At 66.8% G+C, this 18,069-nt stretch carries 19 protein-coding genes; 9 read left to right on the forward strand and 10 right to left on the reverse strand.

What is annotated here, in order from left to right; all coding sequences use genetic code 11:
• Positions 1-27 precede the first annotated feature (27 nt).
• The 7 genes from BFL28_RS09965 to BFL28_RS09995 all read left to right on the forward strand — a co-directional run bounded on the left by BFL28_RS09965 (position 28) and on the right by BFL28_RS09995 (position 7,464).
• Positions 28-2,055: a 3-hydroxyacyl-CoA dehydrogenase NAD-binding domain-containing protein gene (locus BFL28_RS09965; protein WP_173655721.1), complete on the forward strand. Its 2,028-nt coding sequence runs from the start codon at positions 28-30 to the stop codon at positions 2,053-2,055.
• Positions 2,048-3,403: an amidase family protein gene (locus tag BFL28_RS09970; RefSeq protein WP_069320417.1), complete on the forward strand. Its 1,356-nt coding sequence runs from the start codon at positions 2,048-2,050 to the stop codon at positions 3,401-3,403. The genes BFL28_RS09965 and BFL28_RS09970 overlap by 8 nt, the downstream gene beginning before the upstream one ends.
• On the forward strand, positions 3,400-3,846 hold the full coding sequence (locus BFL28_RS09975) for a VOC family protein (protein WP_079247051.1): 447 nt from the start codon (positions 3,400-3,402) through the stop codon (positions 3,844-3,846). The genes BFL28_RS09970 and BFL28_RS09975 overlap by 4 nt, the downstream gene beginning before the upstream one ends.
• Positions 3,843-5,030 carry an acyl-CoA dehydrogenase family protein gene (locus tag BFL28_RS09980; RefSeq protein WP_069320418.1) on the forward strand — a complete coding sequence of 396 codons (1,188 nt, stop codon included), beginning with the start codon at positions 3,843-3,845 and terminating at the stop codon, positions 5,028-5,030. Before BFL28_RS09975 ends, BFL28_RS09980 begins: the two co-directional genes overlap by 4 nt.
• A 102-nt stretch (positions 5,031-5,132) precedes the next feature.
• The gene (locus BFL28_RS09985) at positions 5,133-6,260 is read left to right on the forward strand and encodes an acyl-CoA dehydrogenase family protein (RefSeq protein ID WP_069320419.1); all 1,128 of its coding nucleotides are present in this window, start codon (positions 5,133-5,135) and stop codon (positions 6,258-6,260) included.
• Complete coding sequence (locus tag BFL28_RS09990; RefSeq protein WP_069320420.1) at positions 6,261-7,151, forward strand: acyl-CoA thioesterase; 891 nt, start codon at positions 6,261-6,263, stop codon at positions 7,149-7,151.
• 76 nt (positions 7,152-7,227) lie between these two features.
• Positions 7,228-7,464, forward strand: a complete 237-nt coding sequence (locus BFL28_RS09995; protein ID WP_069320421.1) for a DUF6894 family protein — start codon at positions 7,228-7,230, stop codon at positions 7,462-7,464.
• Between the two features lie 109 nt (positions 7,465-7,573).
• Here the strand turns inward: BFL28_RS09995 and BFL28_RS10000 are convergent, their stop codons facing one another.
• From BFL28_RS10000 to BFL28_RS10020, 5 genes are read right to left on the reverse strand one after another with little or no spacing between them, the layout of a single operon-like run.
• Positions 7,574-8,374, reverse strand: coding sequence for an SDR family NAD(P)-dependent oxidoreductase (locus tag BFL28_RS10000; RefSeq protein ID WP_069320422.1), 801 nt, complete (start codon positions 8,372-8,374; stop codon positions 7,574-7,576).
• The gene (locus BFL28_RS10005; RefSeq protein WP_069320423.1) at positions 8,374-9,138 is read right to left on the reverse strand and encodes an SDR family oxidoreductase; all 765 of its coding nucleotides are present in this window, start codon (positions 9,136-9,138) and stop codon (positions 8,374-8,376) included. Before BFL28_RS10005 ends, BFL28_RS10000 begins: the two co-directional genes overlap by 1 nt.
• 4 nt (positions 9,139-9,142) lie before the next feature.
• Entirely contained in the window at positions 9,143-10,168 is a 1,026-nt protein-coding gene (locus BFL28_RS10010; protein ID WP_069320424.1) for a phosphotransferase family protein, read from the reverse strand.
• Positions 10,168-11,253, reverse strand: coding sequence for a Zn-dependent alcohol dehydrogenase (locus tag BFL28_RS10015; protein WP_069320425.1), 1,086 nt, complete (start codon positions 11,251-11,253; stop codon positions 10,168-10,170). The genes BFL28_RS10010 and BFL28_RS10015 overlap by 1 nt, the downstream gene beginning before the upstream one ends.
• Before the next feature lie 11 nt (positions 11,254-11,264).
• Positions 11,265-12,548, reverse strand: coding sequence for an acyl-CoA dehydrogenase family protein (locus BFL28_RS10020; RefSeq protein WP_069320426.1), 1,284 nt, complete (start codon positions 12,546-12,548; stop codon positions 11,265-11,267).
• 157 nt (positions 12,549-12,705) lie between these two features.
• Between BFL28_RS10020 and BFL28_RS10025 the strand changes: the two genes are divergently transcribed.
• Together BFL28_RS10025 and BFL28_RS10030 are read left to right on the forward strand one after the other, a co-directional pair.
• The gene (locus BFL28_RS10025) at positions 12,706-13,950 is read left to right on the forward strand and encodes a TetR/AcrR family transcriptional regulator (protein WP_119184581.1); all 1,245 of its coding nucleotides are present in this window, start codon (positions 12,706-12,708) and stop codon (positions 13,948-13,950) included.
• A gap of 110 nt (positions 13,951-14,060) precedes the next feature.
• Positions 14,061-14,759 carry a tetratricopeptide repeat protein gene (locus BFL28_RS10030; protein WP_069320427.1) on the forward strand — a complete coding sequence of 233 codons (699 nt, stop codon included), beginning with the start codon at positions 14,061-14,063 and terminating at the stop codon, positions 14,757-14,759.
• On the opposite strand, the gene BFL28_RS10035 is transcribed toward BFL28_RS10030, so the two are convergent.
• From BFL28_RS10035 to BFL28_RS10050, 5 genes are all read right to left on the reverse strand, one after another.
• The gene (locus tag BFL28_RS10035) at positions 14,756-15,223 is read right to left on the reverse strand and encodes a prepilin peptidase (protein WP_069320428.1); all 468 of its coding nucleotides are present in this window, start codon (positions 15,221-15,223) and stop codon (positions 14,756-14,758) included. The two genes, BFL28_RS10030 and BFL28_RS10035, sit on opposite strands and share 4 nt — an antisense overlap.
• Positions 15,223-15,684, reverse strand: coding sequence for a TadE family protein (locus tag BFL28_RS10040; RefSeq protein WP_069320429.1), 462 nt, complete (start codon positions 15,682-15,684; stop codon positions 15,223-15,225). Before BFL28_RS10040 ends, BFL28_RS10035 begins: the two co-directional genes overlap by 1 nt.
• A gap of 26 nt (positions 15,685-15,710) precedes the next feature.
• On the reverse strand, positions 15,711-15,887 hold the full coding sequence (locus tag BFL28_RS20930; protein WP_158011643.1) for a Flp family type IVb pilin: 177 nt from the start codon (positions 15,885-15,887) through the stop codon (positions 15,711-15,713).
• Between the two features lie 61 nt (positions 15,888-15,948).
• Positions 15,949-17,778: a pilus assembly protein TadG-related protein gene (locus BFL28_RS10045; protein WP_069320430.1), complete on the reverse strand. Its 1,830-nt coding sequence runs from the start codon at positions 17,776-17,778 to the stop codon at positions 15,949-15,951.
• The gene (locus tag BFL28_RS10050; RefSeq protein WP_069320431.1) at positions 17,775-18,059 is read right to left on the reverse strand and encodes a hypothetical protein; all 285 of its coding nucleotides are present in this window, start codon (positions 18,057-18,059) and stop codon (positions 17,775-17,777) included. The genes BFL28_RS10045 and BFL28_RS10050 overlap by 4 nt, the downstream gene beginning before the upstream one ends.
• Positions 18,060-18,069: the final 10 nt, after the last annotated feature.

Consider the following 18,069-nt stretch of genomic DNA (forward strand, 5'->3'; position numbering starts at 1 on the left):
CACGCGCTACCGCACAAGGAGAGTTTGATGTCCGTAATCACCACGCAGCGTCAGGGCGACATCCTCGTCATCACGTCGAACAACCCGCCGGTGAACGCGCTTGGCGCGGCGGTGCGGCAGGGCCTGGCGGCGGCGATCGAGGAACTGAACGGCGACGACAGCCTCAAGGCGGCGGTCATCCGCTGCGAAGGACGCACCTTCTTCGCCGGCGCGGACATCACCGAATTCGGCAAGCCGATGCAGGAGCCGGGCCTGCCCACGCTGGTCGATCAGATCGAGGCGAGCGAGAAGCCGGTCGTCGCGGCGGTGCACGGCACGGCGCTCGGCGGCGGGTGCGAAGTCGCCCTTGCCTGCCATTACCGCATCGCGGTTCCCTCGGCGAAGTTCGGCCTGCCGGAGGTGAAGCTTGGCATCCTTCCCGGCGCCGGCGGCACGCAGCGCCTGCCGCGCGTCGCGGGCGTCAAGTTCGCGCTCGAGCTGGCGGCCAAGGGCGATCCGGTCCCGGCCAAGGTCGCGCAGGCCGCCGGGCTGGTCGATCGCCTGGCGGACGAGGACAGCCTGACGCCGGACGCCGTGGCCTATGCCAGCGAGATCGCCGCGGCCCGCCCGCTGCCCCGCGCCAGCGAGAAGCCGGTGCAGGTCGAAGACGGCGTGTTCGACGCGTTCCGCAAGGAAAACGCCAGGCGGATGCGCGGCTTCGACGCCCCGGCCGAAATCATCGACGTCATCGAACAGACCGTCTCGCTCCCCTATGCCGAGGGTGTCCAGCGCGAGCGCGCAGGCTTCATGAAGCTCATCATGGGCACGCAATCCGCCGCCATGCGCCATATCTTCTTCGCCGAGCGCAAGGCCGCGAAGATCGACGACGTGCCCGAGGATACCAAGCTGCGCGACATCAAGCGTGTCGGCGTGATCGGTGCCGGCACGATGGGCGGCGGGATCAGCATGAACTTCCTGTCGGCCGGCATTCCGGTGACGATCGTCGAGATGCAGCAGGAAGCGCTCGACCGCGGCACCGGCACGATCCGCAAGAATTACGAGGCCAGCGCCGCCAAGGGCCGGCTCAAGCCCGAGCAGGTCGAGGGTGCGATGGGCCTCCTCAAGCCGACGCTCAGCCTGGACGATCTCGCCGACTGCGACCTCATCATCGAGGCCGTCTACGAGAATATGGACGTCAAGAAGGATATCTTCGGCAAGCTCGACAAGATCGCGAAGCAGGGCGCGATCCTCGCCTCGAACACCAGCTATCTCAACATCGACGAGATCGCGGCGAGCACCTCGCGCCCGCAGGACGTGCTCGGCCTCCATTTCTTCTCGCCTGCCAATGTCATGAAGCTGCTCGAGATCGTGCGTGGGGCGAAGACCGCGCACGACGTGCTGGCCACTGCGATGGACGTGGCCAAGCGGATCAAGAAGGTCGCCGTGGTCGCCGGTGTCTGCCACGGCTTCATCGGCAACCGCATGCTGATGCCGCGCCAGGTCGAGGCCAACAAGCTGCTGATGGAAGGCGCGACGCCGCAGCAGATCGACAAGGTGCATGTCGAATTCGGCATGCCGATGGGTCCGTTCCAGATGGCCGATCTGGCCGGCGTCGACATCGGCTGGCACCGCGATCCCACGCGGATCGAGAGCATCCGCGACGCGCTCGCCGCCGAAAACCGCTGGGGTCAGAAGACCAAGGCGGGCTTCTACGATTATGACGACAAGCGCACCCCCTCGCCCTCCCCGCGCGTTGCGGAGATCATCGAGGAGTTCCGCAAGAAGTCGGGTGCGCAGCAGCACGAAGTGACCGATCAGGAGATCGTGGAGCGCACGCTCTATCCGATGGTGAACGAAGGCGCGCTGATCCTGGAAGAGGGCATGGCGCAGCGCGCGTCCGACATCGATGTCGTGTGGATCTATGGCTATGGCTGGCCGGTCTATCGCGGCGGCCCGATGTTCTGGGCCGACACCGTCGGGCTCAAGACGATTGTCGAGGGACTGGAGAAGCACGGCTTCACGGTCGCCAAGCTCCTCAAGGACAAGGCCGCGAGCGGCGGCCGCTTCAATGGCTGACGCAAAAGCCCCGATCCATGCCGACGACGCATGGAGCGGGGCGAGCGCGCTCGACATCGCTGCGGCGATCCGCCGCGGCGAGACGAGCGCGCACGAACAATGCGACCTGGCGATCGCGCGGATCGAGAGGCTGGACGACCGGCTGAACGCGGTGGTGGTGCGCGATTTCGATCGCGCCCGTAGTGCCGCGCAGGCCGCCGACCAGGCGCTCCCGAACGGCGATCGCCGCCCGCTGCTGGGCGTGCCGATCACCGTCAAGGAAGCGTTCGACGTCGCCGGCCTGCCCACGACCTGGGGGCTTGCGGAAGGTCGCGGCAACATCGCCGACAGTGACGCGGTCGCCGTCCAGCGACTGAAGGCCGCCGGCGCGATCATCCTGGGCAAGACCAACGTCGCGCCGGGCCTCGGCGACTGGCAGTCGGACAATCCCGTTTACGGCCGGACGAACAATCCCTGGGACGTTAGCCGCACCGCTGGCGGCTCGTCGGGCGGTTCGGCTGCGGCGCTGGCGGCGCACATCATCCCGCTCGAACTCGGATCGGACATCGGCGGGTCGATCCGCGTGCCGTCCAGCTTCTGCGGCGTATGGGGGCACAAGCCGAGCTACGGCATCGCCGACGCTCACGGCCACCGCTACCCGGGCAGCGACGGCGCGCCGCAGCCACTCGGCGTGATCGGTCCGATGGCTCGTACCGCCGCCGACCTTGCCGCCGCGCTCGACATTCTCGCCGACGCGTCGCTCGACCGTGCAGACGCCGGGCTGGACCTGCGCGGCAAGCGCCTCCTGCTGATCGACGCGCATCCGTCCGCGCCACTCGATCCGGCCGTTCGCGTCGCGCTGGATCGCGTCGCCGATGCCGCCATCGCCGGCGGCGCGGATGTCGCCCGCTCGAGCGACCTGCTGCCCGATCTCGCCGCGCAGCACCGCGCCTTCGGAAAGATGCTGGCGATCACCTTCGCTCGCGGCGCGCCGGCGCCAGATGGCCGCGCCGCCAGCCTTGCCGACTGGTTCGACATGCTAGACGCGCAGGCGCGCAACCGCCGCGCCTGGGGCCGGCTGTTCGAGGCATTCGACGCGGTGATCGCGCCCGCCAATGTCGTCGCCGCCTTCCCGCACCGGGACGATCCCTATCACGAGCGGCGCATGACCGTGGATGGCCAGGACGTCGCCTATGACGCCCAACTCGTCTGGGCTGGCGTCGCCACTTATCCCGGCCTGCCCGCGACCACGTTCCCCGCCGCCGTCCCGTCCGATGGGTTGCCCATCGGCGTTCAGGTGATCGCCGATTTCCGCGCAGACCACCGCGCGATCGCGATCGCCCACCTCCTGCACGGAGCCTTGCGATGAGCACTGCCCTTGCCGATCCTCCAGTTGCCGACGTCGCGGCGCTGGGATTCAAGCTCAATTTCTTCAAGCTGGTCGTGCGCGACCTCGACGCGATGGTGGATTTCTACACCACCGCCTTCGGGTTCGAGGTGCAGAACCGCATCAGGCTGTCCGGGCTTGAGGAAGTCATGCTCGTCCTGCCTGGCGAGCGCTTCAACCTCGTCCTCTATCACCACACCGATGGCCGCGCGGTCGAGATCGGCGACGGGCACGGCCCCCTCGGCTTCATCACGCGCGATCTCGACGCAGCGCTCGGCCATGTGCTGGCAAGCGGCGCGACCCCTGACAAGGGGCCGATCGATCTGCCCGGCATGCGCCTCGCCTTCGTCCACGATCCCGAAGGCCATGAACTCGAACTCATTCAGATCGTGCGGCCGTCCGCCGCCGCGGAGAAGAAACCATGAGCGAACTCGATACCTTCCGCGCCCAGACCCGTGCCTGGCTTGAAGAAAACGTTCCCCACTCGATGCGCCAGCCGGTGCGCGGCGAAGGCGACGCCAACTGGGGCGGCCGCAAGGCGGACTACAGCAAGAACCCCGATCAAAAGCTGTATATGGACCGGATGGCCTCGCGCGGCTGGACCGTGCCCGACTGGCCGACGGAATATGGCGGCGGCGGACTGTCGCCGGCGGAAGCCAAGATCCTGCGTGAGGAAATGGGGCGGATCAAGGCACGCAATCCGCTGAACAGCTTCGGCATCTCGATGCTCGGCCCGGCGCTGCTCAAGTACGGGACCGAGGAACAGAAGCTCGAGCATCTGCCAAAGATCGCGCGCGGCGAGATCCGCTGGTGCCAGGGTTACTCCGAACCCAATGCCGGCAGCGATCTGGCCGGGCTGCAGACCAGCGCCGTGCCGGACGGCGACGATTATATCGTCAACGGGCAAAAGGTGTGGACCAGCTATGCCGACAAGGCCGACTGGATCTTCTGCCTGGTCCGCACCAGCAAGGAGAGCAAGCAAGGCGGCATCAGCTTCCTGTTGTTCGACATGGACAGCCCCGGCGTCTCGACCAAGCCGATCCTGCTGATCAGCGGCTATTCGCCGTTCTGCGAAACCTTCTTCGACAATGTCCGCGTGCCCAAGAAGAACCGCATACATGAAGAGAACAAGGGCTGGGACGTCGCCAAATATCTGCTCGGGCATGAGCGGGAGATGATCAGCGGCATGGGCCTTGCCGGACCCGGCGGCAATCCGCTGATCGAAGGCGCGATCGCGACGATCGGCCTCAATGACCGTGGCGAACTTGCCGACCCGCTGCTGCGCGGCCAGCTCGCCCTGTTCGAGGTGCGCTCCAAGGCATTTCGCGCGATGTCCGAGCGGTTCATCGACGAGTTGAAGGCCGGCCGCGCCCACCCTGCCCAGCCATCGATGATGAAATATTACGGCACCGAACTGAACAAGTCGCGCCATGAACTGGTGATGGCTAGCGGCGGTTCCGATGCACTCGAATGGGAGAGCGAGCGCAGCAATCACGGCGCTGCGCCGCGGGCCTGGCTGCGGACCAAGGCCAATTCGATCGAGGGCGGCACCAGCGAGGTTCAGTTGAACATCATCGCCAAGCGCATCCTGGAATTGCCGGGCGCCTGAAGCCGATGGTCATCCCGGCCCTGTGCCGGAACCCACATCTCCACCGACGCCGCCAGCGCGGTGGATCCCGGCACAAGGCCGGGATGACGAAGGAAGACGATAATGCCTTTGTTCCTCAACGAAGAACAAACCATGCTGCGGGATGCTGCGCAGCAATTCGTGGCCGAAGCCGCCCCCGTAAGCCATATGCGCGGCCTGCGCGACGCCGGGGACGCCACCGGCTTTTCCCGCGACCTGTGGAAGCAGTTCGCCGATATGGGGTTCACCGGCATCCTCATCCCGGAAGCCGATGGCGGCCTGGGCCTCGGCCATGTCGAGGCCGGCGTGGTGCTGGAGGAGGTCGGGCGCAACCTCTCCCCCTCCCCGTTCCTCACGACCGCTGTCGCCGCCGTCGAGGCGCTCAAGGGCAGCGCGCTCGCGCAACGCTGGTATCCCGGCATCCTCGCCGGCGAGACGGTCGCCGCACTCGCGATCGACGAGCGCGCCAAGCATGGCAATGCGGTGGCGATGAAGGCTGAACGCTCCGGCAACGGCTTCAAGCTTACCGGTACCAAGCAGTTCGTCACGCACGGCCATGCCGCCGACCTGCTGCTCGTCGCGGCGCGGACTGCCGGATCGCCCGAGGATGATGCCGGGGTCACGCTGTTTGCCGTCGCGAAGGACGCCGCTGGCCTTACTGCCGATCCCCAGCGGCTCGCCGATGCCAGCCTCGCCGCACGAATGACCTTCGACGGCGTTGAGATCGATGCCGACGCCGTGATTGGTGAGATCGATGGCGGACGCGCCGTGCTTGCCCGTCTGCTCGCCGCGGGTCGCACGGGCGTTGCCGCCGAAATGCTCGGCGTCGGCGGCGGCGCGATGGATATGACGGTCGGTTACCTCAAGGAGCGCAAGCAGTTCGGCGTACCGATCGGCAGCTTCCAGGCGCTTCAGCATCGCGCCGCGCACCTCTATGCCGAGATGGAGGTCGCGCGCGCGGCAGTGTTGAAGGCGCAGCAACTGCTGGACGCCGGCGACGCGCAGGCGAGCGAGGCGGTGAATGTCGCCAAGGCGATGGCGGGGCTTGCCTCGACGCTCGCGGTGCAGGAAGGGGTGCAGATGCATGGCGGCATCGGCATGACCGACGAATATGACATCGGCTTCTACATGAAGCGTGCACGTGTCCTTGCCGAGATGTTCGGCGACGCCAACTTCCATGCCGACCAGTTCGCTCGCGCCAATGGATATTGAATGACCGACGAAAGCCGCCCCCGCCGCTCCGACGCGGACATCGTCGCCGAACTGCTGGCGGTGCTCGATGTCGAGGAACTCGACGTCGATCTCTATCGCGGCCATCGCCAGCCGGGCGGCGTCGGGCGCGTGTTCGGGGGCCAGGTGATCGCGCAGGGCCTTCAGGCGGCGCAGCGCTCGGTCGAGGACAAGGTCGCGCATTCGCTGCACGCCTATTTCATGCGGCCGGGGGACGAGAATTTCCCGATCACCTATCGCGTGGTGCGCGACTTCGACGGGGGCAGCTTTGCAACGCGCCGCGTGATCGCGATGCAACGCGGTACGCCGATCCTCTCGATGACCGCCTCGTTCCAGCGCGACGAGGGCGGGCTTCATCACCAGGACACGATGCCCGACGTGCCGCCGCCCGAGGGCCTGAAGACCGAACAGGAACTCCGCCGCGAACGCATCGACGAAATCCCGGAGCGCTTTCGCCCCTTTTTCCTGCGCCGGCGCCCGATCGAGATGCGGCCGTGCCAGCCGCGCGACTGGATCGATCCGCAAAAGGCGGAGCCGGTCTGGCAGTGCTGGATCCGCGCGCTCAGCCCCCTGCCCGACGATCCTGCCGTCCATCGCGCCGTGCTCGCCTATGCCTCCGACATGGCGCTGATGGGTACGTCGATGCTGCCGCACGGCGTCAACTGGCAGACGCCGGGCATGCAGACCGCCAGCCTTGACCACGCGGTGTGGCTGCATGAGCCGTTCCGCGCCGACGAATGGCTGCTCTATGCGTGCGACAGCCCCTGGGCCGGTCATGCGCGCGGCTTCAATCGCGGCCGGGTCTACACGCGCGACGGGCGGCTGGTGGCCAGCACGTCGCAAGAAGGGTTGATCCGCAAGCGCGAGCGCTGACGGAACGAATTGATTTCATTGCGGTTCTACTGGGCAGGGGCGGCATGGGGCCGCTCCGGTCAGGAGGAGCCGAGCGGTGCCTTTATTTTATTTCCACCGCCGCGATGCCGCCGCCTGCCCCGACGATGTTCGCTGCGAACTTCGCAACCTCGACGAAGCGCTGGCCGAAGCCAATCGTATCGCCCGTACCGCGATCGCCCGCGCCGCCGACCCGATGCGCCTGCGCCGCGAAGCGCTCGACATCGAAAATGAGTCGCGCAGCGTCGTCGCCCGAGTCATGTTTGCCGACGTGCTGCAATCGACTGCCAGCTGACCGCGCTCGACGCGCCCCGCGGCCGATGCTATAGCGGATTCGCTCTACGCACTGGGTTATCCCATCCCCGGGCGGGCCATCAACTTCACCCAGCCGCTGCGGATGCAAGTCAGACGGCGGTCAGTCCATATTCCTGCCGCGTCACGGGATGACTGGACGATAGCCCGCCATCCACCGCGAGCGCCTGTCCATTCACATAGCTCGCATCGTCCGACGCCAGGAACAGCGCCGCGCGCGCCAGTTCCTCGGCCTGCGCACCGCGGCGCAGCGGGTTCAACCGCCCAACCTTGTCGATCTTTCCTGCTTCGCGCGCATAGTCGAACACGCGCTGGGTCATGCCCGTCTCAGTGAGGCCGGGGCACAGCGCGTTGACTCGCACGTTCGACCCGGACAGCTGCTGCGCCGCCGTCATGGCCAGGTTGATGACCCCCGCCTTCGACGCGGAATAGGCCGGGCTTCCCGCGCCCGATCGGATGCCGGCGACGCTCGCGGTCAGCACGATCGCCCCGCCGCCTCGTTCGGCGATCCTGGGCGCGCCATGCTTGATCGCCAGGAACGGGCCGATCAGGTTGACGCGCAGCACTTCTGCCATCAACTCGGGCGTGGTGTCGAAGATATTGGCCATCCCGCCGGAAATGCCGGCATTGGCAAAGAACACGTCCAGCCCGCCGAACTCGGCAACCGCCAGTTCGACCGCCGCAACGACCTCGGCCTCGCTGCCCGCATCGATACGGATCGCCCGGGCCGTGCCGCCCGCCTCGCCGATCGCCTGAGCGGTTTCTTCGGCGCCTTCCGTCTTGTCGGCGACGATCAGGCGCCCGCCCTCCGCCGCGAACAGCAATGATGCCGCGCGGCCGATTCCGCTGCCCGCGCCGGTGACGATGATCGACTTGCCGGCAAAGCGCGCCATCAGATCGTCACCCCGCCATCGACCACCATTGCCTGTCCGGTCATGTAGCGGCCGGCCGGCGAAGCGAGGTAGACCACGGCCCCCGCGATATCCTCCGGGTCGCCCAGCCGGCGCAGCGGCGTGCCTTGGTTCACTCGCTTTTCCGCCTCCGGGTTCTCCCACAGCGCACGCGCGAAATCGGTCTTGATCAGCCCCGGGGCGATGCAATTCACCCGGACGTTGTCGGGGCCGTATTCGACCGCATAGTTACGCGCCAGCTGGAAGTCGGCCGCCTTGGACACGTTGTAAGCCCCGATCACCGGCGACCCGCGCAGGCCGCCGATCGACGACACGATGATGATCGCCCCGTCCTTGCGCTCGCGCATCTCGGGCGCACACAGCTGGATCAGCCAGTGGTTCGCGATGATGTTGTTGTCCAGTATCTTGCGGAACTGATCGTCCTCGATGTCGGCAAGCGGCCCGTAATAGGGATTGGACGCGGCATTGCAGACCAGCACGTCGATCCGCCCGAGGGACGCACGCGTTTCCGCGACCAGCCCCGCCAGCGCGTCCTTGTCGGAGATGCTGGCGGCGATGGCAATGGCCGTACCCTCGCCATGTTTCGCGTTGATCGCCGCGGCAACCGCGTCGCAGGCATCCTGCTTGCGGCTCGAGATCACCACCTTCGCGCCGTGATCGGCCAGCGCCTCTGCCGATGCCTTGCCAATTCCGCGCGAGCTGCCGGTGACGATCGCGACCTTGCCGGTCAGGTCGAACAATTTCATGCCTTCACGCTCCCGCCAATTCCGCGAAATGCCACGCGCTCGCCGCCAGCCCCGGCACGCGCGCGGCGGTTTCCTCGGCCTTCGCGTTGCTGGCATTGCCGTCCAGCAGCCGCTTCTTGATCCCCTGGACGATGCTCATCAGCCGGAACTGACCGAAAGCGAAATACCAGTTGAGGTCAGGAATGCCGTCTCGGCCCGTCGCGGCGCAGTAGCGCTCGACCATCTGCTCGACCGTCGGGATGCCCGTCTCAGCACCCGGCAGCCCCGCGATCCCCGACGCGCCGTTGGCTGGCACGAACCAGTTCATCAGCAGGTACGAAAAATCCGCCATCGGGTCGCCCAGCGTCGACAGCTCCCAATCGAGCACGGCCTTCACGCGCGGCTGTTCGTGATCGAAGATCATGTTGTCGATGCGGTAATCGCCATGCACGATCGACGTGCGCGTCTGTGGCGGCAGCGTGCGCGGCAGCCATTCGATCAGCCGCTCGACATCGGTCAGGTCGTCGGTCTGCGCCAGCCGGTACTGTTTGGTCCAGCGGCCGACCTGCCGCTCGAAATAGCTGCCCGGCTTGCCGTATTCGCCAAGGCCCGCCGCCACGTAGTCGGTCTGGTGCAGCTGTGCGAGCCGGTCGCAGATCTCGTGATAGATCGCGGTGCGCTGCGCCGGGGTCTTGTTTAGCAGCGACCCGTCCCAATAGGTCGTGCCCTCGACCAGCTCCATCACGTAGAAGGCCGACCCGACCACGCCGTCGTCCTCGCACAAGCCATAGGGCTGCGGCACGGGGAAGCCGGTTGGATGCAGCCCGGCGATCAGCCGGAACTCGCGATCCACCGCATGGGCCGACGGAAGCAGCGGCCCGAACGGCTTGCGCCGCAACACATAGGATCCGCTCGCGGCATCGATGCGATACGTTGGATTGCTCTGCCCGCCCTCGAACTTGGCGTAAGTCAGCGGCCCTGCAAAGCCGGCGACATTCGCCGCCATCCATGCGGTGAGCTTGCCCGTGTCGAGATCGCTGACGGCCTCCATCAGCTGAACTCGATCACCGATCGCACGGCGTCGCCCTTGCGCAGATTGTCGAAGGCGTGATTGACGTCCTCGAGCCGGATTCGCTCGGCGACCATCGTGTCGAGGTCGAGCACGCCATCGAGATACATCTGCACCAGCCGCGGCATGTCGATTGGGAACTGCATCGATCCGGCGAGCGAACCCTGCAGTTTCTTGCCCGACAGGAAGGTAGGACCTGGGATGCTGACCGACTGGCCCGGCGCGATCATGCCCAGGATGGTCGCGGTGCCGCCGCGCCGCAGCACGTTCCACGCCATCTCCGCGCTGCTCGGCCGACCAACGGCCTCGATCGCATAGTTCACCCCGCCATCGGTCAGCTTGAGCACCTGCGCGACCGCGTCGTGCGCCATCGCATCGAAGTCGTGCGTCGCGCCCAGCTTGCGGGCGAGCGCGCGCTTTTCGGGCACGGGATCGATCGCGACGATCTTGCTCGCGCCCGCGATCTTGGCCGCATTGATCGCAGCCAGGCCGATACCGCCACAGCCGATCACCGCCACCGTCTCGCCCGGCGTCACCTTGCTGTCGCGAAAGATCGATCCCGCCCCGGTCATCACCGCACAGCCGAGCAGCGCAGCGCGATCGAGCGGCATATCCTTGCTGATCGCGACGCAGGCATTTTCGTGGATCAGCATCTGTTCGGCAAAGGCCGAGAGGTTGAGGAAATGCGCAACCGGCGTTCCATCGTTCAGCTTCAGGCGCGGCTCGGCATCCTTGGGCCGCCGGGTCGAGCTGTCGACGCACAGCGACGGCCGTCCCGACACGCAGAACTCGCATGATCCGCAAAAGACGGTGAAGAAGCTGATGACATGATCGCCCGGCTTCAGCCGCGTCACGTCGCTGCCAACCGCCTCGACCACCCCGGCCGCCTCATGCCCGGGCACCGTCGGCATGACGTGCGGGTAGGCACCGTCGACGAAGTGCAAATCGGACCGGCACACCCCGCACGCTGCCGTGCGGATCAGCACTTCGCGCGGCCCCGGCTTGGATATCTGGATGTCGTGGATCTCGAGGGGCTGCTTCGCCTCGAACAGAACCGCTGCCTTCAACTGCCCGCTCCTTACCGCGCCACGGCCATGTCGCCACTGGACGGGCGGTCGACCTTGAATTCCCCGTATTTTCCGAACTCGCTCCGTGCGATGGCGCGGTTGTGGACTTCGTCGGGTCCGTCGGCAAAGCGCAGCGTGCGCATGCTCGCCCAGGCGCTGGCGAGCGGCGTGTCGCCCGACACGCCCGCCCCGCCGAATGCCTGGATCGCATCGTCCAGGATCTGCAGCGTCATGCGCGGCCCCATCGCCTTGATCATCGCGATTTCCAGCTGCGCCGACTTGTTGCCCGCCTTGTCCATCATGTCCGCGGCCTTGAGGCAGAGGAGCCGCATCATCTCGAGGTTCGATCGCGCTTCGGCAACGCGCTGCTCCCACACCGAATGGTCGGCGATCCGCTTGCCGAACGCCACGCGGCTGACCAGTCGCTTGCACATCAGCTCCAGCGCGCCCTCGGCCACGCCGATCGAGCGCATGCAATGGTGAATGCGCCCCGGCCCCAGCCGGCCCTGCGCGATCTCGAACCCGCGCCCTTCGCCCAGCAACAGGTTCTCGACCGGCACGCGCACATTCTCCAGCACGACCTCGCCATGTCCGTGCGGGGCGTGGTCATACCCGAACACCGAAAGCATCCGCTCGACTCGGACGCCCGGCGTGTCCATCGGCACCAGGATCTGGCTCTGCTGGGCGTGGCGGGAGGCGTCGGGATTGGTCTTGCCCATCACGATCGCGACGGCGCAGCGCGGGTCGCCCACGCCCGACGACCACCATTTGCGTCCGTTGATGACATAGTGGTCGCCGTCGCGCACCATCGACGTCTGGATATTGGTGGCGTCGGACGATGCGACGTCGGGCTCGGTCATCAGAAAGGCGGAGCGGATCTCGCCGTCCATCAGTGGCTTCAGCCACCGGTCCTTCTGCGCGCGGGTGCCATAGCGGTGCAGCACTTCCATGTTGCCGGTGTCCGGTGCCGAACAGTTGAACACCTCGCTCGCCCAGCCCGCACGCCCCATCTCCTCGGCGCACAGCGCATATTCCAGGTTGGTGAGCTGCGTCCCCTCGAACTCGAAGCTGTCGTCGACATGGTTCTGTCCGGAGTGCGGGGGCATGAAGAAGTTCCACAGCCCTTGCGCCCGGGCGATCGGCTTCAACTCCTCGATCACCGGCAGCACCTTCCACCGCTCGCCGGTTCGCACCTGCTCGCGATAGGTGTCGGTGCGCGGCGTGATATACTGGTCGATGAACGCCTTCACGCGGTCCCTGAAAAAGGTTTCGCGTTCGCTCAGCGTGAAGTCCATGCCGCACCTCTCCAGATTCGTCGGTTTGCGCCTGACTACGCCATACCCGATATTCGGTAAAGTGGGCTGGACGCCATTTTCCGCTGCGGCGGCGCACCATGACCGCCTGACCCGCATTATGACTGTATCTTCGAATCAAAGCTGCTAATCTGGCCGGATGACGATCGAAGAAGCGGGCCCGGCAGAGGCGCGGGGGGAAACCAAACGATTCCGTGCCAAGCGCGACGCGATCCTCGCGGCGGCCGCCGACGTCATCAACGAACAGAGCGCGAAGGGGATGACCTTCGCCGATGTCGCGCAACGCGTCGGCCTCAATACGACCAGTGTCACCTATTATTTCAAGCGCAAGGAAGACCTTGCCGCCGCCGCGTTCGAAGTGACGCTCGACCGACTGGATGCGATGCTCGACGCGGCGCATGGCGAAGCAACGCCCGAAGCGCGCGTCGCCCGCTACCTCGACACCAATATGGAGCGGCTGGCGCGGATCCAGCGCGGCGAGGAAAAGGCATTCGCGATCCTGTCCGACCTGCGCGCCATGGAGGGTGAGGTGCGCCAGCGGCTGATGCAGCGCTGGCAACAGATCTTCCGCAAGACGCGCGCGCTATGGGGCACCGATGGCGGTCGGGCACAGACCGATTTGCGCGGGGCACGCGCGCATGTGCTGCTCGAAAACACCTTCTGGTTGCCCGCGTGGCTCGTCCGCTACGAGATCGACGAATATAATCGCGTCGGCAAACGGCTGATGGATGTCTTCCGCCACGGCATCGCGACCCCCGGCGACAGCTGGGCGCCGCGCCTGCTCGACCTCACGCATGACGAGGCGGAGCCGGGGCGCGAGGCATTCCTGCTCGCCGCCACGCGCCTGATCAACGAACTCGGCTATCGCGGCGCCTCGGTGCAGAAGATCGCGAGCGAGCTCAACGTCACCAAGGGCAGCTTCTACCATCATCTCGATGCCAAGGACGAACTGGTGATCGAATGCTACAAGCGCAGCTTCGACATCATCGCCGACGCGCAGCGTTTGTCCGAGGAACTGCCCGGCAATCAATGGCAGCGGCTAACCAGCGTGATCGCGACGCTGCTCGATTTCCAGTTCTCCGAAAAAGGCCCGCTGCTGCGCACTACCGCGCTAAATGGCCTTGAGCCGCGCGTGCGGACCACGATGATCGACCGCTCGAACCGCATCGCGCGCCGCTATTCCGGCATGTTGTCGGACGGCATTGCGGAAGGATCGATCCGCGCCATCGACCCGCTCGTCGCCAGCCAGACGATGATGGCGATGCAGAACGCCGCGTTCGACATGCGCAAATGGGCCGGCACCATGCCGCGCGAGCGTGCCATCGCGCTCTATGGCTCGACCATCGCGTTCGGCCTGTTTGACGATGCGGTGCTCGACGGCTGAACGCGCTGCGCACCGCCCCGGCGCGCCGTGTAACGTCCATTCCGGACTGAACGGCGCGCCTATCTCGCGCTTCCTTCCGCTATATCGCTGGCACGAGGGGAGGATTCGCCATGCGCCTGCGTCGCAACTGCCTGCTTGCAGCCATGCTGCTGTCGCTCCCGTGGGGCACCGCCGCGGCGAGCGGACAGGACGGCGCAGCGCCGCCCGCAACGCTCACCGGCACCGATGCGCGCTCGCGCTCGCTCTACCTCACACTGATCCGCAACCTGCGCCGCGCGGGACAGGTCCATGCGGCGCTTGCGCATCTCGATGCATTCGACCGCCAGTTTCCGCGCTCTGACGACGCGGCCCTGCTGCGCGGCGACTGCCTGACCGATATCGCCCGCCATGCCGAGGCGGCGGCAGTGTTTCAGAAACTGACGCGCGGCAAGCAGGCGGCCGCCGCCGCTTATGCCGGGCTCGGCCGCATCGATGCCTTGAGCGAGCGTTGGGCGGCCGCCGCCGCAAATTACGCGCTGGCCGTGCAGCGCGCGCCGACCATGGCCGCCTATCTCAGTGACTATGGCTTCGTGCTGCTGCGCGCGCAGCGTCCTCGCGACGCCGTGTTCCGCCTGCGCCAGGCGGTGGAACTCGACGCCGGTGACGCGCGTGCGCGCAACAACCTCATCCTTGCGCTCGCCGCCTCCGGCGACGATGCCGCGGCACGACAACTGCTCGCAACGGTCGCCGACCCGCAGCAGAAGGCGGATCTGGAAGCGGAGCTGGCGAGGCCCGCAGTCGCCGCCGCGACCGCTCAGCCCGCCAGCTAGAAGGATGCGCCCGTTACGAAGATCAGCGCGAGGCTGACGGCCAGAAACGGCCCGAACGGGATCGCGGCCTTCAGGTCCAGCTTGCGCCACGGGGTCCGGGCCAACGTGAACAGCAGGGCGAGCAGGCTGGCGCACACGAACACCAGGGTAGTGCCCACGAAACCGACCCACAGGCTCGCCGCAGCCAGGAATTTGACATCGCCCAGCCCCAGCGTGCCGCGTCGCCGCAACAGCTTCATCACGCCGATCAGCGCCAGGAACAGCGCGATGATCGCGATCGGCGCCGCCAGCGCCCAGGCGAGCGACTGCCAGTTCGGTGCCGTCAGCATGCGAAAGCCGATGCCGGTCGTCGCGAGCATGACGTTGAGGCTGTTCGGAATCCGCCGCACACGCAGGTCGACAACCGTGATCGGCACGAGCAGCAGCAACAGCATCGCCGCCGCCACGATCTCGATCATATCCATCAATAGCCTCCATTGGCGACGGTGACCGAAAAGGACACGGTGGTCGGCGCCTGACCGTTTCCGCCGACCGAGGCGATCAGGCCATAGAACCAGCCAAATCCGAACTCGCTGACCGGATAGGCGACCGAAACGCGATAGGCCGGCCGCCCGCCCGATACCGTCGCTTGCGTCGTCACCGTCGCTCGTGCGGGGTTGAGCAGCGGCTGATATCCGGTGAGCAGCGCGTCCACCCGCTCGCGCGCCAGTTGCGAGCGTTCGGCATTGGTGAATCCGCCGATCGAAGCCCGCGCACCCTCTGCCGATCCATGGATCACGGCGACGAAGGTGGCGAAATAGATCGCGAAGATCATCGTCCCGAACACCAGCAACAGGAACAGCGGGGCGACGAGCGCGAATTCGAGCGCGACCGCGCCGTTCGACGCCGACAGCCGCCGGGCGGCACGGCCCCATGCTCGCTTCATCCGTCGCCCCCGCGTTCCGGACTTCATCAAAGCGTCGTGTTGGTCAGACGATCGCCGATCGCTTCGAAGGCGGTCGTCAACGATCCGCTGAATGCGGTGACCGCAGCCGCCACGGCGGCGATGATGAGCACGGCGAGCACGGCATATTCCACCGCGGTGACACCATCGTCTTCGGCGACGAACAGCTTGATCTTGTTCAACATGGCAGGTTCCTTCCTTGGGGCACGAACTGGCCCACCGGCGCTGCCCAGGCGCCGGGGGAATTCACGAAACGAGAACCGGATGGCCGCACCGCACGCCGGTGACGGCAACGTCGACATAGCCAAGCTGGACGCCCAGCGTGCGCAGCAGGCCATCGACCACGCCGTCCAGGCCGGTCAGCACGGGATCGAGCACGGTATAGAGCGCACCGACCTGGCTACCCTGAAGCGTCACCGGCAACAGGCAGCCGCCGAGCAGCGACAGCGTGCACGCACGCACCGACAGCGTCTCGGCAAGCCCGCCCAGCAGGTTGCCGGCCAGCTGCGTGCTGGTCGCCCGCGCTCGCACGACCGACGATGCGGTCTGGGTGCCGCTCGCCGGTCGCCCGATCACGCCGGTCGAGGTCGGCGGCAACGGCTGGCTCACCGTCCCGCTCGGCTGAACGAAGTTCAGCGTGCGGCTCGGTGCCAGCGTCGATCCGATGGCGACGTGCGCCCGCGCGCTGGTTTCGGCCAGCGTCAGGATGCCCGGCAGGCCAAGGTTGAGGATGCGCACCGGACGGATCTGCGACAGCGCCACCGGCTGGCTGAAATTGTTCATCGCCTCGTCGGCCGGCGCACCGATATAGACGTTGGCGACCCCGCCATTGGCGCTGACCGTGACGGTCGTGTCCCGCGCCGGATCGCCCGAACAGGCGATCTCGTCGATTTGTGCGTCGCCGCTCGCCGCCTCGATATACAGCGGCACGCGAACGCCCGTGCCAAGCTGCGGCACCAGGTTAAGGACCTCGAGCTCCAGCTTCAGTCGCACCTGCGCGCTGTGCACGCGCGTGCCTTCGGGACCGAAGGCGAAATAGGGCCGCACCGGCGGCTCGATCGCAGTGGCCGCGACGCGAATGCTGGCGAGGTTGCCGATGCCGAATGTGCTTGCCGGCACCGTTGCGAAATGATTGCCGTCGGCCAGTTGCAGGCTGAAGCTGGTCAGCTGCATCAGGTTGATGCCGGCGCGCAGCGCGCTGGTGCTGGCGCGATCGCCCACCTGGCGCGTCTGCCACAGGCCAAGGTCGAACAGGCGACCAAGCGCGATGGCAGGGTTTCCCGCGATCTGCCCCTGCAACGCCTGCAGTCCGGCGATGGCGGCGCTCACCTCCGCCACCTGGCCTTGCGCGGCCAGTGCGGCGATCTGCGCGGCGATCACGTCGCGTACCCCGACATCGGCTTGCAGCAGCTGCTCGTAAGTGCCGCCGGTCACGCCCAAACGCGTCGCCAGCGCGTCGAAAAAGGTCAGCGCGTCGACATTCGTCCTCAGCAACCCGTCATATTGCGCGGCACTAAGCGACACCGATCCCCCAACCAGCGACGACAGCACCGCATTGGCCAGGCCCGCATTCAGGCTGGCGATACCAGTCCCCGCCTCGATACCCGCCTGGTTGATCCGGGCGGCGGTCGAAACCACGCTGATCCGCCGCTCCGCCCGCTCACTGAACAGGCGTGAAAGAAACAGTGGCGAGCCCAGCCCCGTCTCGATCCGCACGGCGTTGCCGGTGGTGTCGATCGCGTCGCTGCACCCGACGCTGCGAAAGCGCTGGCCGACGCCTTCGCCGGTGCAATATTGCCCGGTCGCGAAGGTCAGCACCGCCTCGGCCGGGTCCAGCCCATTCGCCACCAGCGTAGCATTTGCCGCATCGCGCGCCGCCACCGCATCTTCCGCATAGGGGGCGGCAGCGAGCGCGGCAACGTCGGTCGCCGCCTGCAGCTGCCGACGCTGCGCGTACCAGACGCTGCTGTCGGTCACCAAACCGACCATGCCGATCAGCACCGCGAGCAAGACTGCGGTGGCAGGCGCGATGGCCCCCTGATCGGCGGCCAGCCAAGTGAACCGGGCGCGCGTCATCGACCGGGCCGATCCCCGCCCATCTCGCGCTTCGGCTCGATCATCTGGCCGATGCGCGCGTGATATTTCTTCATGATCGCCACCGCCTCGGCCGCGCTCATCGTCGCACGCTCGGCCGGGGCCGGTGCGGCGAACTGCCGCTCCATCGCTTCGCGCGCCGTGACGCGGGGTGCCGGCTCATCCTTCGCCCAGGCCAGGCTCGGCGCAATCAGCCCCGCGGCGATCACCAGTTCGGCAACGCACCGCCGCCGCTTCGCTCGCCAGTAAATCCGCAATGCCATCCTCTCGCTC

Origin of the sequence: Sphingomonas turrisvirgatae (assembly GCF_001721295.1) — a bacterium.
Lineage (GTDB): Bacteria > Pseudomonadota > Alphaproteobacteria > Sphingomonadales > Sphingomonadaceae > Sphingomonas > Sphingomonas turrisvirgatae.

Coding starts and splice junctions, on each gene's coding strand:
- BFL28_RS10040 (WP_069320429.1), bottom strand. CDS start 15,684: ATGAAGCGAGCATGGGGCCGTGCCGCCCGGCGGCTGTCGGCGTCGAAC.
- BFL28_RS10005 (WP_069320423.1), bottom strand. CDS start 9,138: ATGAAATTGTTCGACCTGACCGGCAAGGTCGCGATCGTCACCGGCAGC.
- BFL28_RS10000 (WP_069320422.1), bottom strand. CDS start 8,374: ATGGCGCGCTTTGCCGGCAAGTCGATCATCGTCACCGGCGCGGGCAGC.
- BFL28_RS09985 (WP_069320419.1), top strand. CDS start 5,133: ATGCCTTTGTTCCTCAACGAAGAACAAACCATGCTGCGGGATGCTGCG.
- BFL28_RS09975 (WP_079247051.1), top strand. CDS start 3,400: ATGAGCACTGCCCTTGCCGATCCTCCAGTTGCCGACGTCGCGGCGCTG.
- BFL28_RS10045 (WP_069320430.1), bottom strand. CDS start 17,778: ATGACGCGCGCCCGGTTCACTTGGCTGGCCGCCGATCAGGGGGCCATC.
- BFL28_RS10025 (WP_119184581.1), top strand. CDS start 12,706: ATGACGATCGAAGAAGCGGGCCCGGCAGAGGCGCGGGGGGAAACCAAA.
- BFL28_RS10030 (WP_069320427.1), top strand. CDS start 14,061: ATGCGCCTGCGTCGCAACTGCCTGCTTGCAGCCATGCTGCTGTCGCTC.
- BFL28_RS10035 (WP_069320428.1), bottom strand. CDS start 15,223: ATGGATATGATCGAGATCGTGGCGGCGGCGATGCTGTTGCTGCTGCTC.
- BFL28_RS10020 (WP_069320426.1), bottom strand. CDS start 12,548: ATGGACTTCACGCTGAGCGAACGCGAAACCTTTTTCAGGGACCGCGTG.
- BFL28_RS09990 (WP_069320420.1), top strand. CDS start 6,261: ATGACCGACGAAAGCCGCCCCCGCCGCTCCGACGCGGACATCGTCGCC.
- BFL28_RS09980 (WP_069320418.1), top strand. CDS start 3,843: ATGAGCGAACTCGATACCTTCCGCGCCCAGACCCGTGCCTGGCTTGAA.
- BFL28_RS10050 (WP_069320431.1), bottom strand. CDS start 18,059: ATGGCATTGCGGATTTACTGGCGAGCGAAGCGGCGGCGGTGCGTTGCC.
- BFL28_RS10010 (WP_069320424.1), bottom strand. CDS start 10,168: ATGGAGGCCGTCAGCGATCTCGACACGGGCAAGCTCACCGCATGGATG.
- BFL28_RS20930 (WP_158011643.1), bottom strand. CDS start 15,887: ATGTTGAACAAGATCAAGCTGTTCGTCGCCGAAGACGATGGTGTCACC.
- BFL28_RS09970 (WP_069320417.1), top strand. CDS start 2,048: ATGGCTGACGCAAAAGCCCCGATCCATGCCGACGACGCATGGAGCGGG.
- BFL28_RS09965 (WP_173655721.1), top strand. CDS start 28: ATGTCCGTAATCACCACGCAGCGTCAGGGCGACATCCTCGTCATCACG.